This is a genomic window from Sinorhizobium fredii NGR234 (genome assembly GCF_000018545.1).
In the GTDB taxonomy this organism is placed as follows: Bacteria; Pseudomonadota; Alphaproteobacteria; order Rhizobiales; family Rhizobiaceae; genus Sinorhizobium; species Sinorhizobium fredii_A.
Window position 1 is genome coordinate 1,714,705 of sequence record NC_012587.1, and the last position, 17,169, is coordinate 1,731,873.

Here is a 17,169-nt window from a genome sequence, read left to right on the forward strand (position 1 = left end):
ACGATTAGGAACAGGTCTGCATATGAAAATGGCAACTGTTCTGGTGGATAAGCTGCGCGCCCGGTGTCCTGAGACGAGAGCTGCGGTTATTCCATCGAGGCGATGCAATGGTGACCGGTAGGAGTGTCGCGCAGATGTCTTGCGCGTAGCTTGCGGGTCACCGCCCTGGTTGAGGGAGTCTTGCGGCCCGGCATCGGCGCCGGTGAGACGGCCATGAGCGGGCAATAGTAGTGAGGCGTATCCCTATGGCGACGAAGAAGAGCAACGAATCGATCGACGAAAAGGCCTTCCAGGCTCTGGAAGCAGCCCTGAAGATCGACTTTGACGACCTGAAGTCGGCCTTGAACGACAAGAGTTCCTTGGATGATCCGGAGGAAAAGGTGTCCGAGCCCAGCAAGAAGGCCGCATCCGAGCATAAGCGCGCCGTGAAGGAGCAACCGGAAGCACAGAAAGCCCGGACGATCGAGACGCCTCGCAACCTGGCGCCGGAGCCCGCCCCGAAGCAGCCAGCGCTCTCCCCGGCCAATGACGATACGCGCAGATCTCCCACGGCAATGCTCCGCTCCCTCGAAGTCCGGTCCAGCCGGGCGGCTATCCGCGTCGCGGCGCTGATTTCGCTGGTGTGGGCGCTTGCCGGGGTGGCGATCGGCCACCTCCTCTACGCGCCGCAGATCTGGCAGATCCGCTCGCTCGGCGATCTGGCCGCCACGCCCGGCGCGATCGGCATCCTGATCGGCATCGCCTTGCCGGTCATGCTCTTCTTCTCCTTTGCGATCATGATCGCGCGCGCTCAGGAACTGCGCAATGCGGCCCGCTCGATGGCCGAGGTCGCCTTGCGGCTGGCCGAACCGGAAACCGCGGCGGCTGACCGTGTCATGGCCGTGGGCCAGGCGGTTCGGCGCGAAGTGTCGGCCATGAACGAGGGGATCGAACGCACAATCGCGCGGGCGACCGAGCTCGAAGCTCTCGTCCACTCGGAAGTCAGTGCGCTTGAACGCAGCTACAGCGAAAACGAATTGCGCGTTCGCACCCTGGTTCAGGAACTGGGGCTGGAGCGCGAAGCCATCGTCGGTCATTCCGAACGGATCCGCTCGGCGATTGCCGGTGCTCATGGCAAGCTGAAGGACGACCTCGAGCTCGCAAGCGAAGATATCGCCTCGCGCATCGCGGTCTCGGGCGAGGCCTTCGCATCGCTGATCGACACGCGCGCAGCCGCCCTCAGCGAGAGGTCGGACCATGCGCTGCAGACGCTTGGCACCATGCTGGATACCCGCACGGATGCGCTGCTTTCCGGCCTGACGAATGCCGGCGTGACACTCAACAAGGAATTCGACGTCCGGCTCGATGCCCTCAGCGAGAACCTGACGAAGCGCGGCGAACACTTGCTCAGCCAGTTCGAGACCCGTGCCTCGACACTCGATACGAACACCGAGAAGCTCAACACCGCCCTGAACGAGCGCGCCCGCCAGCTCAACGAAACCTTGATCGCGCGGACCCGCGACCTCAATGAGAGCCTGAGCGTCGGCCAGCAGGCGATTGCCGGCGGCCTCGAAGACATGCTTTCCTCGCTCAACGTGGCACTGGACGAAAAGGGCGCGAGCTTCCGTCAGAGCCTCAAGACGAGCGCCGACGACGCGATCATGGACCTTGATCTGCGCGGCGGCTTCTTCGAGGAAAAGCTTCAGACGACCGTCGGGCACCTGGCGACCGCCTTCGATGCGCGGTTCCACGAATTCGCCAGCGCCTTCGACAAGCGGGCGAGCCTGCTCGACACCAAGTTGATGGAAAGCCTGCACAGGATCAATGAAACCGTGTCCGGCGGTTCGGATGCGATCGGCACTGCCTTGGACAGCAGCGTCGAGAAAATCGGTTCGGCGCTTTCCGATCAGTCCCTGACGCTCGCCACCGCGCTCGGAACAACGCAGGACTTCATCGAGGAAACAATCGGTAGCCGCACCTTGGAGCTCAGCAACCTCATCGGCAACGCTCACAGCCGTATCGAGGGCGTGCTTTCGGACAAGACCACGTCGCTGATGAGCGCCCTGACGGAAGCACAGGAACGGATCGAAGGCGGCTTTGGCCAGCGCGCCGATGCGCTCGCCCATGCGCTGACGACGAGCGAGCAGAGCCTGACGGAAGGCATGGATTCGCGCACCTCTGCCTTCATCGACGGTTTGCAGACCGCCCATAGCCGCATCGAGCAAACGCTCACGGGCTCCACGGACGAGATCACCAGCGCCATCGCCGCCAGCCAGCATCGGCTGGACAATACGCTCTCGGAGCGCACCGCCGCGCTGTCTGCCGCCCTCACCTCCGGCGCGACTGCGCTCGAAGACGCTGTCGGCGGCACGACCGACCGGCTGGAACGCGTCCTCTCCGAACGTGGCGAGACGATCTCTGCGGCCCTGACCGGACAGACGACGAGGCTGGAAGGAGTCCTGTCGGAGCGCAGCCAGGCGATCACCGACACCCTGGCCAGCCAGACGGCCGCCCTCGACGGCGTGCTCACCGAGCGCTCCGCGCAAATCAACTCGACCATGTCGGCGCGCGCCAGCGAGATGGCAGACTCGCTCAGCCGTCATGCCGAAGACGTCGCCGACAGCCTGACCTTCCGCGCAATGGCCGTGGCCGAAACGATGACGGACCGCGTCGGCGAGATCGAGAACAAGCTTTCGCAGAGCGTCTCCGAGGTCGCCGAGAATCTCGGCGGTCGCGTCAGCCAGATCGCCGACACCCTTACCGATACGAGCGCACGCATCGCCGAGGATCTCAGCAGCCGCGTCGGAAAGATCTCCGACTCGCTGGCGGGAACCAGCGCCGAGATCGCGGAAGCGCTCACGGCCCGCACCTCCGAAGCTACGGCGTCGCTTGCCGGCAAGGCGGCCGAAATCGAGCAGACGCTGTCCGGCAAGGCCGACCAACTGCGTGACACGCTGACGACGACGCATGAGCAGATCCGCTCGACGCTCGACAATCGCATCAAGGCGATCGATCTTGCCGTCGGCCAGGGTCGCGAACAGTTGGAAGAGCTGCTGTCCGACCAATCGATGGCGATTGCCACGACGCTTGCCACCAGCGCCAGCATGCTCGAAATGTCGCTCGAGGAGCGGCAGGCTTCGATCGCCGGCGCGATCGAGCGCAGCACAGAATCGCTCACCACCCGGACATCCGAAGCCGTCGCGTCGCTTGCCGGCAAGGCGGCCGAGATCGACCAGACGCTTTCCGGTAAGGCGGCGCAGCTGCGTTCGACGCTCGACGAACAGGTCAACACGATCAACCTTGCCGTCGGCCAGGGGCGTGAGCGTTTGGAAGAGCTGCTGTCCGATCAATCGATGGCGATGGCGACGACGCTGGCGACCAGCGCCAGCATGCTCGAAATGTCGCTCGAGGAGCGGCAGGCCTCGATCGCCGGCGCGATCGACCGCGGCACCGAAGCGCTCGATGCGCGCATGCGCTCGACGACGGGCAACATTGCCGAGCGCCTCGCCGAGACGGCCGACCAGATCAGCCTCGCCGCCGACACGCTCACCAATCGTGTCGACATTTCGCTGAACGGTATCGACAACCGCCTCGACGAAACCGGCGCAAGGATCGAATCGAGCTTCGCTTCGCTCGAAGACCGCGTTCGCGGCGGCGTCAGCAACGTCAGCGCCATTGTCGACGACACCGGCGGCCGGTTGGAAACGACGCTCGGCTCGCTCGAAGATCGCATCCGTGACAGCGTCAGCAACGTCAGAGCCATCGTCGACGACACCGGCGGCCGCATTGAAACGACACTCGGGTCTCTTGAGGATCGCATCCGCGACAGCGTCGGCAGCGTCAACGCCATCGTCGACACGGCCGGGCAGCGGATTACGGAAAGCCTCGCGGAACGCGCTGGCGAAATCGACAGGATCAGCGAGACCGCGGCGGCCCGTATCACCTCCGCCATGGACGACGGAACCGGCCGGATCGCCTCCGCGATGGAGGCCGGTGCGGGCCGCATCGAGGAGCGCCTCGGGACAATGGACCGCGCCCTCACCATCGGTCTCGAAAACGTCAACCGCACGATCGAAGGCAAGGCGGCGGCGCTCGTCACGAGCCTGCGCGGCGCCGTCAGCGATGCCGCCCAGGAGATCGACGCGGAGGCGGCGCGCTCCACAGAGCTGCTCTCTAAGGCCGGTGCTGATTTCGCCAGCGCCTTGGCTGCCCGCAACGCCGAATTCGCGAATTCGATCGAATCGACTGCCTCGGCGACGGCGACCCGCCATGCCGACCTTGCCCGGATAGTCACGGAGGCCGCCGACTCCGCCTCGGCCCGGCTCGCCTCGACCAGGGATCAGATCGCCAGCCATACGGCGAGCATCCAGCAGAGCCTGACGGAGGCGGAGAAAGCGCTTGATGCACGCGGCCAGTCGATCCGCAGCACACTCGACGACAGCACCCGCGAATTGAATTCCATGCTCGCGGGCCGCTCGCTCGAACTCACCCGTCTTCTCGACGAGCAGGCGCGTCCGGTCATCGAGCAATACGCGGCCACGGGCAAGGAAGCCGCCGGACGCATCGCCGCCCTCACCCAGGAAAGCGCCGACCGACTGCGTGCGGAGAACGCCGCCCTCGTCAACGCCATCACGGAGCGGACCAGCGAAACGCTCGATGCAATCTCGCTGCGGGCGGAGGAAACCGCCAAGGCGATGAAGATGGTCGAGAACCGCCTGCAGTCGACTGCCATGGGGCTGATCGACCAGCTCTCGACCAACAATTCCGCCATCGCATCGGTCATCGAACAGGCGACTGGCAGCCTCGGGGACATGGACCAGCGCCTGGAGGCAGCCGCAGCGAAGGTTTCGGAATCCACACGGCATGCGTCCGACATGCTGTCCAGTTCCACCCGCCTCATCGAAGGCCGCGTCGACAAGCTCTCGGATATCGCCTCATCGACGCTCTCGCAGATCGGCGGCATCGTTGGCCGCTTCGAGGATCACTCCAAGGTGCTCGGCCAGGCCTCCAATCTGCTGGCCGCCGCCCAGTCGAACCTTGTCAGCACGCTCGAAGAGCGCCAGGACGCCCTGCGTACGCTTTCGGTTGGTCTTGTCCAGCGTTCGGAGGAGATCGAGCGCACCATGCGCGCGCTCGAGGGCTTCGTCGACGGCGCCTTCCAACGCGCCGAAGAGCGCTCCGGCCAGGTCGCCGGCAACCTACGCAATGGCATCCAGTCGTCCTTCGCCGATGTCGGCCGGCTTCTGTCGAACACCGAGCAACGTGCCGCGGAAGCGGCCGAGGCGATGCGCAACACTCTTGCCGAGGCAGGCGGTGAAGCTGCCGCCTCCGTGGAGGGTGTGTTCGCCCACGCCGAAGAGCGGTCGCGCCAGATCGCCGAGACGCTGCGCTCCGGCGTCGAAACCTCGATCGCCGGTGCGAACGAGACGCTGTCCGAGATCGAGGGCCGTGCTGTCAGCGCCTCCGAGGCGCTGCGTCAGGCCGTCGCCAAGGCCGGCGACGAGGCGAGCCAGGCGCTCGAAGGTGCCTTCTCCAGTGCCGAGCAACGCGCCAAGGACGCAGCATCCCGCCTGCGCGGCAGCATCGGCGCTTCGGTCTCCGACGTCGAGCGGATGCTGGCGGAGAGCGGCAAGAAGTCGGATGGCGTCGCAACGCAGCTGCGCGAGGCGGTTCGTCAGGCGATCGATGAAGCGATCAGCCGCTTCAGCGGCGCGACCGACGACATTCGTCGTTCCGCCGGCGAGATCCGCAAGGAACTCGACATGACCCGCGAGGAGCTGAAGCGCGGCGCCTTCGACCTGCCGGAAGAGGCCAAGGAGAATGCCTCGGTGATGCGGCGCGCCGTTGCCGAGCAGATCAAGGCGCTGCAGGAGCTCTCCGAAATTATCGGCAAGTCTTCGACGCAGCTCGAGGTCGCCCAGCCGGTTCGCCAGCAGCCGGCGCTGGCGGCCCCCACCCCCGCCGCTCAAGCGCCCGTCGTGCCACCACAGCCGGTGGTCAAGCAACAGCCGGCGGTCGAGCAGCAGCCTGCGCCCGCGCCGGCCCTGCGTGGCAGCCTGGGACTGGAACAGGCGACGCGGCCCCTGCAGCCCGCCCGTCCCTCGGCCGCCGAAGAGCGCGTCGAGGAAGGCGGCGGCTGGATGCGAGACCTGCTGCGCGCCGCCTCCCGCGAGGAAGAGCCGCAGGCCGCGCGCCCGCGGCCGGCCGAGAGCCAGCCCGTGGCGCGTCCCGGAGACAGCCGCAATCCGCGCCACGTGGTGGAATCGTTGAACTCGCTCTCGGTGGATATCGCCCGGGCGATCGACCACGACGCGTCGGTCGAGCTGTGGCGCCGCTACCAGCGCGGCGAGCGGGACGTCTTCACCCGCCGGCTCTATACGCTGAAGGGGCAGCAGACCTTCGACGAGATCAAGCGGAAATACGATCGCGAGCCCGAATTCCGCACCGCGGTCGACCGCTACATCGCCGACTTCGAAAAGCTGCTGGCCGATGTCGCCCGCAACGATCCCGACAAGCGCATCACCCAGACCTACCTGACGTCCGACACCGGCAAGGTCTACACCATGCTCGCCCACGCAGCCGGCCGCTTCAGCTGATTGCTGACTATAGGTGTTAGCTGGGAACGGCCTCGTCGAAAGACGGGGCCGTTCTGCATTTGAACGAACGCGGCCCCGACAACCGGATCATCTACGTTTCCAGCAGGAGCTTCGGCGGAAAGACGCAGCGTAGGAACGGAACATGACGCTTTGCCCCATCATGGGAGGGCCAGGTGCCGATCCCGGAGAGAAGCGCGGGCCGCGAAACGATGTCAAACGCCGCACAAGCCGGACGCAGCCAATGATCGCCTACTTTCTGTAGAGCGGCGATTTCGGCTGGAAAGCGGACTTTGCCGGTCGGTGCTCGTCACCCGCCGTCGTCCAAAACCGCTTGCATTGTCGAACCGGATTGTCTACATTGCAACCAGTTGTTAATTGCAATCACTAGGAGTCGGATCGATGAAGCTCTACTCTGCGCCCGGTTTCACCAGCTTGGCCGACCATATCGCGATGCTGGAGGCTGGAATTCAGTTCGACTTGGTCAAGGTCGACCTCGAGTCCAAACAGATTGAAGGGGGCGGCCGTTACACGGACATCAACCCGACGGGCTATGTGCCTGCCCTTATGTTCGACGATGGTGAAGTGCTGACCGAGAATGTCGCGATCCTGGCATGGATCGCCGATCGCGAACCGGAGCTCGCACCGCATGGTCATCGGGGCCGGTACCGCCTGATCGAGATGTTGAGCCTCATCGCGACCGAGATTCACAAGCGCTTTCCCACCTACTTGTCGCTTCCGGAGGATGTCAGGGAGCCGACCGGTCAGCAAATATTGCACTGGTTTGGCGTTGTCGCGGGCCGATTGGATCGGGGCTACCTTTTCGGAGAGACCTTTACGGTCGCGGATGCCTATCTCTTCCAATTGGCGTGGGGTGCCGCGCAACTCGGGTTCCGTCTGCCCGAACCGTTTGGCGATTACATCGCACGGATCGAACAGCGGCCTGCGGTGCAAGCGGCGCTGCGCCGCGAGGGCCTCGCATGAGTGAGCCAGTGATCCGCACTGATGGGATCGAGCTCGCGACTCAGAGCTTCGGCAATCCAACCCATCCACCGCTACTTCTCATCATGGGCGGGATGGCATCCATGCTGTGGTGGCCGGACGAATTCTGCCATCGGCTTGCCGAGCGGGGCCATTTCGTCATCCGCTACGACCAGCGCGATTCCGGTCTTTCGACGAAATATCCCCCAGGTCAGCCGGGCTACACCTTCGACGACGCCGTCGATGATGTTTTCCGCGTCCTCGACGGCTACGGGATTTCGAAAGCCCATATCGTCGGCTTTTCCCTGGGCGGCATGGTGGGCCAGGTCGCTGCGCTGAAGAGTCCGCAGCGCATGCTTTCCGTGACGGCGATCAGCACCTCGCCGGTCGGAGTGGACACGTCCGACCTACCGGCCAGCGGCGAGGCTTGGATGGAACATATGTCCGTCGAGGCGGACTGGTCGGACCGGGCGGACGCGGTCACGTATCTGGTCGAGGACGCGCGCCTGACTGCGGGGACGGCGCATCCGTTCGACGAAGCCGGGACCCGCGCCTTCATCGAACGGGATTTTGACCGGTCCGGAGGCTATCTCAGCGCCACGAACCACAGCATCCTCTTTGAGACCGGCGAGAGGTGGCAGGGCCGGCTGAACCAAATAAATGTGCCTCTTCTCGTCCTTCACGGCACAGCCGATCCGGTTTTTCCAGTTGAGCACGGCCAGGCACTCGCGCGAGCGGTAGCGAATGCGAACTTCGTGAAAATCGACGGTGGCGGCCATGAAATTCATCCCGGAGATTGGGAAGAGATCATTTCTGCTATCGACGAACATGTCGGGCAACGAACTCCCATCGAGTGAGAGACGAGACCAAGTGAGGATGGAGATATTGAATCGAGCCGCTGCCTTGTCGGGAAAAGCCTTTTTTTGAATGCCTCCTGGGCCTTCGTCGGCCTTCGGGTGACGGGGACGCGGCGTCAGCCGCACAAAGCCGACTTCGGCCCGTGGCGCGCCCACCGTGCGCTCCTGCATGACAATCCCGAACATCGCTTCGATCCTTCGCTTCAGTGCCGGCAGATCAGGCCAAAATGCAAAAAGCCCCGGACGAACCGGGGCCTCTGTCGTTGAACCAATCGGTTATCGCCGATCAATGTTCCTTGTTGGCGTAGACCGACTTCTTCGTGAGATAGACTAGGCCGGTCAAGATCAGCAGGAACACCATGACCATGAAGCCGGTGCGCTTGCGGTCTTCGAGATGCGGCTCTGCTGCCCACATCAGGAATGCCGAGACGTCCCTGGCGTACTGGTCGACGGTTTGCGGCGCACCGTCGTCATAGGTGACCTGGTCGTCGGAGAGCGGTTTGGCCATCGCCAGCGCCGAGGCGCTGACAAAATACGGGTTGTAGTGCGTGCCTTCGGCGACCTGAACGCCTTCCGGCGGCTCCTGATAGCCGGTCAGCAGCGCGTGGATATAATCCGGACCGCCTTCCTGGTAGGGCCAGAAGATGTCGAAGACGAACTGCGGGAAGCCGCGCTCGATGCCGCGCGCCTTGGCGATCAGCGAGAAGTCCGGTGGTGCGGCGCCGTTGTTGGCAGCCGCCGCGGCTTCCTTGTTCGGGAAGGGCGACGGGAAGTGGTCGGACGGAACGGCCTTGCGCGCGAACATCTCGCCGTCACCGTTCGGGCCGTCCTGCACTTCGTAGTTGGCCGCAAAGGCCTTCACCTGGGCGTCCGAATAGCCGAGACCATGCTCGAGCGTGCGGAATGCGACGAGCTCCATCGAATGGCAGGCAGAACAGACTTCGGTGTAGACCTTGAGACCGCGCTGCAGCTGTCCCTTGTCGTAGTGGCCGAAGAGGCCGGCGAAGGTCCAGTCCTGCTGCTCCGGCTTGTGCAGCGGATAGTGCGGCGTGGCGCCGGCGGCGTGCTCTTCGCCGCCTGCTTCCTCGCCCTGGGCCAAAGCCGCTCCCAGACCGAGACCGGCGACGACAGCGAGTGACAGAATGCCTGTAACAAGCTTTTTCATTGTTGTGAGTTCCTTATCAATCGCTGTTCCGGTCAGGCGTGCGCGGTCTTCGGCTGCGCCTTGGCATTCTGCTTCTCCAGCACCGCCTCGGTGATGGAGTTCGGAATGCGCTTCGGCGTTTCGATCAGGCCGAGAACCGGCATGATGACGAGGAAGAAACCGAAGTAGTACAGCGTGCCGAGCTGCGACATCACGACATAGAGGCCTTCTGCCGGACGGGAGCCGAGCCAGCCGAGCATGATGGCGTTGGCGACGAAGATCCAGAAGAACAGCTTGTACCAGGGGCGGTAGACGGCCGAGCGGACCTTGGACGTGTCGAGCCAGGGCAGGAAGAACAGAACGATGATCGAACCGAACATCACCAGAACGCCACCGAGCTTGGAGTCGATCGGGCCGATGTTGAAGGTGATGGCGCGCAGCATCGCGTAGAACGGCAGGTAATACCATTCCGGAACGATGTGAGCCGGGGTCTTCAGCGCGTCAGCCGGGATGTAGTTGTCCGGGTGGCCGAGATAGTTCGGCATGTAGAAGACGAACCAGGCATAGACGATCAGGAAGACCGAGACGCCGAGCGCATCCTTCAGCGTCGCATAGGGCGTGAAGGCCACGGTATCGGTCTTCGACTTCACCTCGACACCGGTCGGGTTGGTCTGGCCGACGACATGCAGCGCCCAGATATGCAGGACGACGACGCCGGCAATCATGAACGGCAGCAGGTAATGAAGCGAGAAGAAGCGGTTCAGCGTCGGCTGGTCGACGGCGAAGCCGCCAAGCAGGAACTGCTGGATCCACTCACCGACCAGCGGGAAGGCCGAGAAGAAGCCGGTGATAACCGTCGCACCCCAGAAGGACATCTGGCCCCAGGGCAGAACGTAGCCCATGAAGCCGGTCGCCATCATCAGCAGATAGATGACGACGCCGAGAATCCAGAGGATCTCACGCGGTGCCTTGTAGGAGCCGTAGTAGAGGCCACGGGCAATGTGCAGATAGACGGCGATGAAGAAGAAGGACGCACCGTTGGCGTGCAGGTAGCGCAGCAGCCAGCCATGGTTGACGTCGCGCATGATCTTTTCGACCGACTTGAACGCAACCGTCGCTTCGGCGGCATAGTGCATCGCCAGCACGACGCCGGTCAGGATCTGGACGATCAGCATCACCGACAGCATCGCGCCGAAGGTATAGGCGTAGTTCAGGTTGCGCGGCACCGGATAGGAGACGAACGAGTCGTGAACGAGGCGCGGCAGCGGAAGACGGGAATCAACCCACTTCTCTATGCCTGTCGTTGGCGTGTAGGTTGAATGTTCAGCACTCATTATCAGTAGTCCCCTCAACCGATCTTGATAACTGTGTCGGAAACGAACGAGAAGGTCGGCACGGCGAGGTTTTCCGGAGCCGGGCCTTTGCGGATGCGGCCGGCCGTATCGTAGTGCGACCCGTGGCAGGGACAGAACCAACCGCCGAAATCACCGGCCTGGCCGAGCGGGACGCAACCGAGATGCGTGCAGGAGCCGATCATCACGATCCAGTTTTCCTTGCCCTCGCCGGCAGAGCGGTCGAGATCGGTCGCCTGCGCATCGGTGGTGAGATTGGCATTGCGCGCCACCGGGTCCTTGAGCTCATCGAGCGGCACGGCCTTCGCGTCTTCGACTTCCTTGTCGGTGCGGTTGCGGATGAAGACCGGCTTTCCGCGCCACTTCGCCGTCAGCGACATGCCGGGCTGCAGGCTCGAAACGTCGACCTCGATCGAAGCCAGCGCGAGCGTCGATGCATCCGGTCGCATCTGGTCGATGAACGGCCAGGCCGCCGCGCCAGCCCCGACAACGCCGGCCATGCCGGTGGCCAGATACAGGAAATCGCGGCGAGTGGGCTCGCCCAAGGTCTCGCTTGAAGTGTCGTGTTCGCTCACGGCTAAACCATCCTCTCACGCAATGTGCGGAAACCGCATCCGCCCCCGGCGCGTTTCCTGTTCCTTCCCAGGTCTCGGAGCGCGCCCTGTCCTCATGCTGGCACCGACCGGACCTGCTGCAGCGGGCTCCGGCGGGCGTCAGAATCCAGAGAATCCTGCACGCAGAATCCCCAACAATCCGGCGCGTTCTATGCTCGATCGCGAATTATGTCCAGCCTTCACAAGAGGAGGTGGGCAGATTGTCGCGGGGGAAAGAGGCAGCCAATGAGCACAAGGGCTTGGCACGATCGAGGCGCGCGTGGCGGCGCCCTATTCCGCCGCCTCTTCCTGCGCGATGAAACCGCCGGACTGGCGCGCCCAAAGGTCGGCATAGAGGCCACCGCGCGCGATCAGTTCGGCGTGGCTGCCGTCCTCGACGATACGTCCGCGGTCCATCACGACCAGACGGTCAAGGGCGGCGATCGTCGACAATCTGTGGGCGATTGCGAGCACCGTCTTGCCCTGCATCAGACGCTCCAGATTGGTCTGGATCGCCGCCTCCACCTCCGAGTCGAGCGCCGAGGTGGCTTCGTCGAGAACGAGGATTGGCGCATCCTTCAGCATCACCCGGGCGATCGCGATCCTCTGCCGCTGACCGCCGGAAAGCTTGACGCCGCGTTCGCCGACATGGGCATCGAAGCCCTTGCGGCCGCGTTGGTCCTGCAGGTCGATAATGAAGTCGTAGGCTTCCGCCTTGCACGCCGCTTCGACCAGCTGTTCGTCCGTCGCACCGGGCCGGCCGAAAAGAATATTGTCGCGGATCGACCGATGCAGAAGCGAGGTGTCCTGGCTGACCATGCAGATCTGGGCGCGGAGCGATTCCTGCCGGACCGTGGCGATATCCTGCCCGTCGATCAGAATGCGACCGCCTTCGAGGTCGTAGAAGCGCAGCAGCAGATTGACGAGGGTCGACTTGCCGGCGCCCGAACGGCCGACGATACCGACCTTTTCGCCGGGGCGGATGGTTAGAGAGAAATCATCGATGACGCCGCCGCCCTTGCCGTAGTGAAACGACACCTCGTCGAAACGGATCTCCGGACGGTTGACGGTGAGATCGGGTGCGCCGGGCCGATCGACAAGGCCGATCGACTGCGAGACGAGCTCCGCCGAATTCTGGATCGTGCCGATATTGCGCATGATGGCATTGAACTGCGACATCATCCGACCGAGCAGCATGTTGAGGCGCAGCACCAGCGCGAGCGTGAAGGCAACGGCACCGGAACTGACGGACCCTGCAAGCCACAGATGGACCGAATAGACCGCGATCGCAGCGATCATCAGCCCGGAAAGCAGGGCCTGGGAGGCCCGCACGCCCGTCAGCAGCCGGGTAAACGGGATGACTGCACCCTGGAAGCGGTCGAAACCGGCGCGGATATAGCGATCGTTCTCCTCGTCGCTGCCGAAGAGCTTGAGCGTCTGGATATTCGAATAGGCATCGACCATGCGGCCGTTGAGCATCGATGCCATCTCTGCGGTGTCGCGGGCGTGCTTGCGGACGCGCGGGACGAAATAGCGGGCGAGCGCAAGGAAGACCACGATCCAGAAGGCCACCATCGCCGCCAGCCGCCAGTCGAGCTGGGCGATCAGCGCCATGGTCGACGCCGTATAGATGACGATGAACCAGATGACCTGCAGCAAGGAGACGATCAGGTCGCTCGTCGCCTGGGCGCCCGACCAGACCTTGGTGACGATGCGGCCGGAAAAGTCGTTCTGGAAGAAGGTGAGCGATTGCCGGGCCACATGGACATAGGACTGCCAGCGCACCAGGTTGAGGAAGCCCGTGATGATCGCCTGCTCCTCGACCAGCGCCGCCAGCGCCACGGCCAGGAAGCGGAACACCAGGACCGTCAGCAGCATGAAGGCCAGTTCCGGACCGTTGGCGGCGATCAGTCCGCTCCAGCCATCCTGCGGCCGGACGGTATCGAGCACGTCGACGAGCCGACCGACGAAATAGAACAATCCCGCCTCGAGCATCGCGACCAGCCCGCCGAGCGCCGCCATGGCGAGGAACGGCCCCTTCGCCTGGCTAGCATAGAACCAGGCGAAGCCCCAGAGCGACCTCGGCGGCTGCAGCCGGTCGCGCGGCGCGAAGGGTTTGATCCAATTCTCGAAGATGGTGACGATGGCGCGCAGCATTGTTCAGATAATAGGGGGCTGAGACCGGACGGCAATCGGTTTCCGCCGGCCAGTCGATTACAAATGCGTAAGCTTCCGCATTGAAGAGAACGCCCGAGGCGACGGATTACTCCGCCGCCTCCTCTTTTTCGACATCGTCGGCGATGAAGCCGCCCGACTGGCGCGACCAGAGGTCGGCGTAGAGCCCGCCCTTTGCAACGAGCTCCGCATGCGAGCCGGTCTCGACGATTCGCCCGGCTTCGAGCACGACCAGGCGATCCATTTCGGTCAGCGTCGAAAGCCGGTGGGCGATGGCGATCACCGTCTTGCCGGCCATCAGGGCGAAGAGATTTTCCTGGATAGCCGCCTCCACCTCGGAATCGAGCGCCGAAGTTGCCTCGTCGAGAATGAGGATCGGCGCGTCCTTGAGGAAGACGCGAGCGATCGCAATCCTCTGCCGCTGGCCGCCGGACAGCTTCACGCCGCGCTCGCCGACCTGCGCATCCAGCGCCTGCCTGCCAAGATTGTCCTCGAGCGTCTGGATGAACTCCCAGGCGTTCGCCTTCTTGGCGGCGGCGAGGACCTGCGCATCGGTTGCCTCCGGGTGTCCATAGGCGATGTTGTCGCGAATGGACCGGTGCAGGAGCGACGTATCCTGCGTGACGACGCCGATCTGCGAGCGCAGGCTGTCCTGGGTGACGGCGGAAATATCCTTCCCGTCGATCCGGATCACGCCTTCCTCCAGGTCGTAGAAACGCAGCAGCAGGTTCATCAGCGTTGTCTTGCCGGCACCCGAGCGACCGACGAGGCCAATCTTCTCGCCGGGCCGGATGTCGAGCGACAGCCGGTCGATGACACCTTTCGCCTTGCCGTAGTGAAAGCGGATGTCCTCGAAGCGGATCGCCCCCTTCTCAGCCGTCAGCGCCACTGCACTCGGCTCATCGACGATGTCATGCGCCTTCGTCATCATCCCCATGCCGTCATAGACCGTGCCGATATTCTCGAACAGCGCCGAGACTTCCCACATGATCCACTGCGACATGCCGTTGATGCGCATGGCAAGGCCGATCGCAACGGCAATCGCGCCGACCGAGATGGCGCTGGTGAGCCAGAGGTAGATCCCGAGCGCACCGACGGCGAAGAGTGCGATACAGTTGTTCGTATAGACGCATATGTGGAACAGCGTGACCTTGCGCATTTGCCGGTAGACGGTGTCGAGAAACTCCTCCATGCCGGCCCGCGCATAGGTCTCCTCCCGGCCCGCGTGCGAGAAGAGCTTCACCGTGCTGATATTCGTGTAGCTGTCGACGATGCGCCCCGTCATCATCGAGCGGGCATCCGCCTGTTCCTTGGAAATCTTCTGCAGGCGCGGCACGAAAGTGGTTACGATCACGATATAGATGACCAGCCAGACGGCTAGCGGCGCGACCAGGCGCCAGTCGGCCGCCGCCACAACGATCAGCATCGTCGTGAAATAGCTCACCACATAGACGAAGACGTCGAGGATCTTCATCACCGTTTCGCGAACAGCGAGCGATGTCTGCATGACCTTCGTGGCCACCCGTCCGGCGAACTCGTTGGCGAAGAACGTCATGCTCTGCCTGAGCAGATAGCGGTGCATCTGCCAGCGGGCGATCATCGGATAATTGCCGAGCAGAACCTGGTGCATGATGAAGGAATCGAGTGCCACAAGCGCCGGCAAGCCGATGAGGATCAATGCCCCCATCCAGGCAAGCCTCTCCCCCTCGGCGGCGAGGAAGGTTTCACGCTGGGCGCTGGACAGCCAATCGACGACATTGCCGAGGAATTGGAACAGCGCCACTTCGCCGATCGCGATCAGCATCGTGCAGACCGCCATGACGATCAGCCACGGCGCCGCAGGCCGCGTATAGTGCCAGCAGAAGGCAAAGAGACCCTTCGGTGGAAGCCTTGGGTCTTCCAGCGGGTAGGGATTGAGGCGGGATTCAAACCAGCCAAACATCAGTTAGCTCCTTCAGATATTTTGAAGGAAGGCGGGTCGCCCCGCATTCTTTATCTTTGAAAAAGTAGGACCCCGAGGGGACGCCGAAAATCGGGCTGCGACTTCCGGGGACCGGAGCACGCGTCATTCGATCTACAGAAGGAAGGGCGCGGACCGGTCAGGCCTGGAACGGCCAGGCTACTCGCGGGAGGCGTGTCAACATCAGAACGGTCATGCATGCCTCCGTCGGTTCGCGTTGAAGAGGACTGACCTTTACCCTCATTCGCGCCATTGCGCCAGATTGTCGCAGCTACTTTCTTGCCTATTTTTTCACCGGCGACCGATTTGTTGCCGATACGGCACAGATTAGCAAAGGGAAATTCAGCCATGCGGAACACCCTTCCCCGCTCCCGGTCCACCGGTAGATCGCCAGGCGATTTGATGCCATACGGGCTCGCAGATTGTCGCGTCCCGCCATCTTCCATCTTCGGTACAGGCTCATGAACGAACTCCGCATCGCCCTTTACCAGCCGGATATTCCGGGCAATACCGGAACGATCCTTCGTCTGGCGGCCTGCCTGGGGCTTGCCGTCGACATCATCGAGCCGGCGGGCTTCGACCTTTCCGACCGCAACCTCAAGCGCGCCGGCATGGATTACATCGCGGCCGTCACCCTGACCCGCCATGTCAACTGGGAGCGCTTCGAGACATGGCGGGCGGAAAGCGGCCGACGGCTGGTGCTCGCCTCCACCAAGGCCGCCGAGCCTTATACGCGCTTCGAGTTTAGGGCCGACGACATTCTTCTCTTCGGCCGGGAAAGCGCCGGCGTGCCGGATCACGTCCACGACCGCGCCGACGCCCGCATCCTCATCCCGATGGCGCCCGGCCAACGGTCGCTCAACATTGCCATGGCGAGCGCCATGATCGTCGGCGAGGCGATCCGGCAGACCGGCGCCTTTTGAGACGGGCTCGGGCTGCGTCATGCGGCGATCTCGCTGTAGGGCGTGGCCTTGCGGGCATGTTTCAGGGTGCGCGCCCACCAGGTGAGCCGATCCATCATCAGGAACAGCGGCGCACGCAGCTCTTCGGGCTTGTAGAGATTGCCGGCCGCGTCGAATTTCGACCAGGCCTTCGGAAGTGCTACGCCATCCCTGAGCGTCACCGCGTGCAGTTCGCCGAAAACCTGGCGCAATTGCTCGACGGCACGGATACCGCCCGAGGCGCCGCCATAGGAGACAAGGGCCACCGGCTTGGCGTGCCAGGGCTCATAGACCGCGTCGATCATCTCCTTCAGCGCCGCCGGATAGCCGTGATTGTATTCCGGTGTGATGACGATGAAGGCGTCCGCCTCGGCGACCTTCCGTTCCATCCACTCGCCCATCTCGGCCGGTTTCTCGCCGCGCGTGCTTCTCAGCCGCAACGGGTCGATGATCGTCAGGCTGAAGACATCGGATGTCGAAAGCTCGCGGATGAGCCAGCTGGCGACGGTATCGCAGAACCGGCCCTGCCGCGCGCTGCCGTAGATCAAGGCGAGGGTCATCTTCTCTGTCATGCGGGTATCAGCTCCTGGTTGT

10 protein-coding genes are annotated in these 17,169 nt (G+C 63.6%); 4 read left to right on the plus strand and 6 right to left on the minus strand.

The features are described from left to right. Positions 1-245: 245 nt before the first annotated feature. The 3 genes from NGR_RS19580 to NGR_RS19590 all read left to right on the plus strand — a co-directional run bounded on the left by NGR_RS19580 (position 246) and on the right by NGR_RS19590 (position 8,410). Positions 246-6,575: a kinesin gene (locus NGR_RS19580; protein ID WP_012708202.1), complete on the plus strand. Its 6,330-nt coding sequence runs from the start codon at positions 246-248 to the stop codon at positions 6,573-6,575. A 399-nt stretch (positions 6,576-6,974) separates the two neighbouring features. Continuing rightward, entirely contained in the window at positions 6,975-7,556 is a 582-nt protein-coding gene (locus NGR_RS19585; RefSeq protein WP_012708203.1) for a glutathione S-transferase N-terminal domain-containing protein, read from the plus strand. Continuing rightward, on the plus strand, positions 7,553-8,410 hold the full coding sequence (locus NGR_RS19590) for an alpha/beta fold hydrolase (RefSeq protein WP_164924343.1): 858 nt from the start codon (positions 7,553-7,555) through the stop codon (positions 8,408-8,410). The genes NGR_RS19585 and NGR_RS19590 overlap by 4 nt, the downstream gene beginning before the upstream one ends. Before the next feature lie 286 nt (positions 8,411-8,696). Here NGR_RS19590 and NGR_RS19600 read toward each other — a convergent pair whose 3' ends face one another. From NGR_RS19600 to NGR_RS19620, 5 genes are all read right to left on the minus strand, one after another. After that, positions 8,697-9,575, minus strand: a complete 879-nt coding sequence (locus tag NGR_RS19600; RefSeq protein WP_012708205.1) for a cytochrome c1 — start codon at positions 9,573-9,575, stop codon at positions 8,697-8,699. A 32-nt stretch (positions 9,576-9,607) separates the two neighbouring features. After that, entirely contained in the window at positions 9,608-10,888 is a 1,281-nt protein-coding gene (locus NGR_RS19605) for a cytochrome b (protein WP_012708206.1), read from the minus strand. Between the two features lie 14 nt (positions 10,889-10,902). Continuing rightward, positions 10,903-11,481, minus strand: coding sequence for a ubiquinol-cytochrome c reductase iron-sulfur subunit (petA, locus tag NGR_RS19610; RefSeq protein ID WP_012708207.1), 579 nt, complete (start codon positions 11,479-11,481; stop codon positions 10,903-10,905). 309 nt (positions 11,482-11,790) lie between these two features. Continuing rightward, positions 11,791-13,656, minus strand: a complete 1,866-nt coding sequence (locus NGR_RS19615; RefSeq protein WP_012708208.1) for an ABC transporter ATP-binding protein — start codon at positions 13,654-13,656, stop codon at positions 11,791-11,793. Between the two features lie 106 nt (positions 13,657-13,762). Then, positions 13,763-15,616, minus strand: coding sequence for an ABC transporter ATP-binding protein (locus NGR_RS19620; protein WP_012708209.1), 1,854 nt, complete (start codon positions 15,614-15,616; stop codon positions 13,763-13,765). A 479-nt stretch (positions 15,617-16,095) separates the two neighbouring features. Here NGR_RS19620 and NGR_RS19625 point away from each other — a divergent pair, with 479 nt between their 5' ends. Further along, entirely contained in the window at positions 16,096-16,557 is a 462-nt protein-coding gene (locus NGR_RS19625; protein WP_012708210.1) for a tRNA (cytidine(34)-2'-O)-methyltransferase, read from the plus strand. A gap of 17 nt (positions 16,558-16,574) precedes the next feature. On the opposite strand, the gene NGR_RS19630 is transcribed toward NGR_RS19625, so the two are convergent. Continuing rightward, complete coding sequence (locus NGR_RS19630) at positions 16,575-17,147, minus strand: NADPH-dependent FMN reductase (protein WP_012708211.1); 573 nt, start codon at positions 17,145-17,147, stop codon at positions 16,575-16,577. Positions 17,148-17,169 lie beyond the last annotated feature (22 nt).

Bases quoted from the DNA above. Each gene is read 5' to 3' on its own strand.
- NGR_RS19580 (WP_012708202.1), top strand. From the start codon at position 246: ATGGCGACGAAGAAGAGCAACGAATCGATCGACGAAAAGGCCTTCCAG.
- NGR_RS19585 (WP_012708203.1), top strand. From the start codon at position 6,975: ATGAAGCTCTACTCTGCGCCCGGTTTCACCAGCTTGGCCGACCATATC.
- NGR_RS19590 (WP_164924343.1), top strand. From the start codon at position 7,553: ATGAGTGAGCCAGTGATCCGCACTGATGGGATCGAGCTCGCGACTCAG.
- NGR_RS19600 (WP_012708205.1), bottom strand. From the start codon at position 9,575: ATGAAAAAGCTTGTTACAGGCATTCTGTCACTCGCTGTCGTCGCCGGT.
- NGR_RS19605 (WP_012708206.1), bottom strand. From the start codon at position 10,888: ATGAGTGCTGAACATTCAACCTACACGCCAACGACAGGCATAGAGAAG.
- NGR_RS19615 (WP_012708208.1), bottom strand. From the start codon at position 13,656: ATGCTGCGCGCCATCGTCACCATCTTCGAGAATTGGATCAAACCCTTC.
- NGR_RS19620 (WP_012708209.1), bottom strand. From the start codon at position 15,616: ATGTTTGGCTGGTTTGAATCCCGCCTCAATCCCTACCCGCTGGAAGAC.
- NGR_RS19625 (WP_012708210.1), top strand. From the start codon at position 16,096: ATGAACGAACTCCGCATCGCCCTTTACCAGCCGGATATTCCGGGCAAT.
- NGR_RS19630 (WP_012708211.1), bottom strand. From the start codon at position 17,147: ATGACAGAGAAGATGACCCTCGCCTTGATCTACGGCAGCGCGCGGCAG.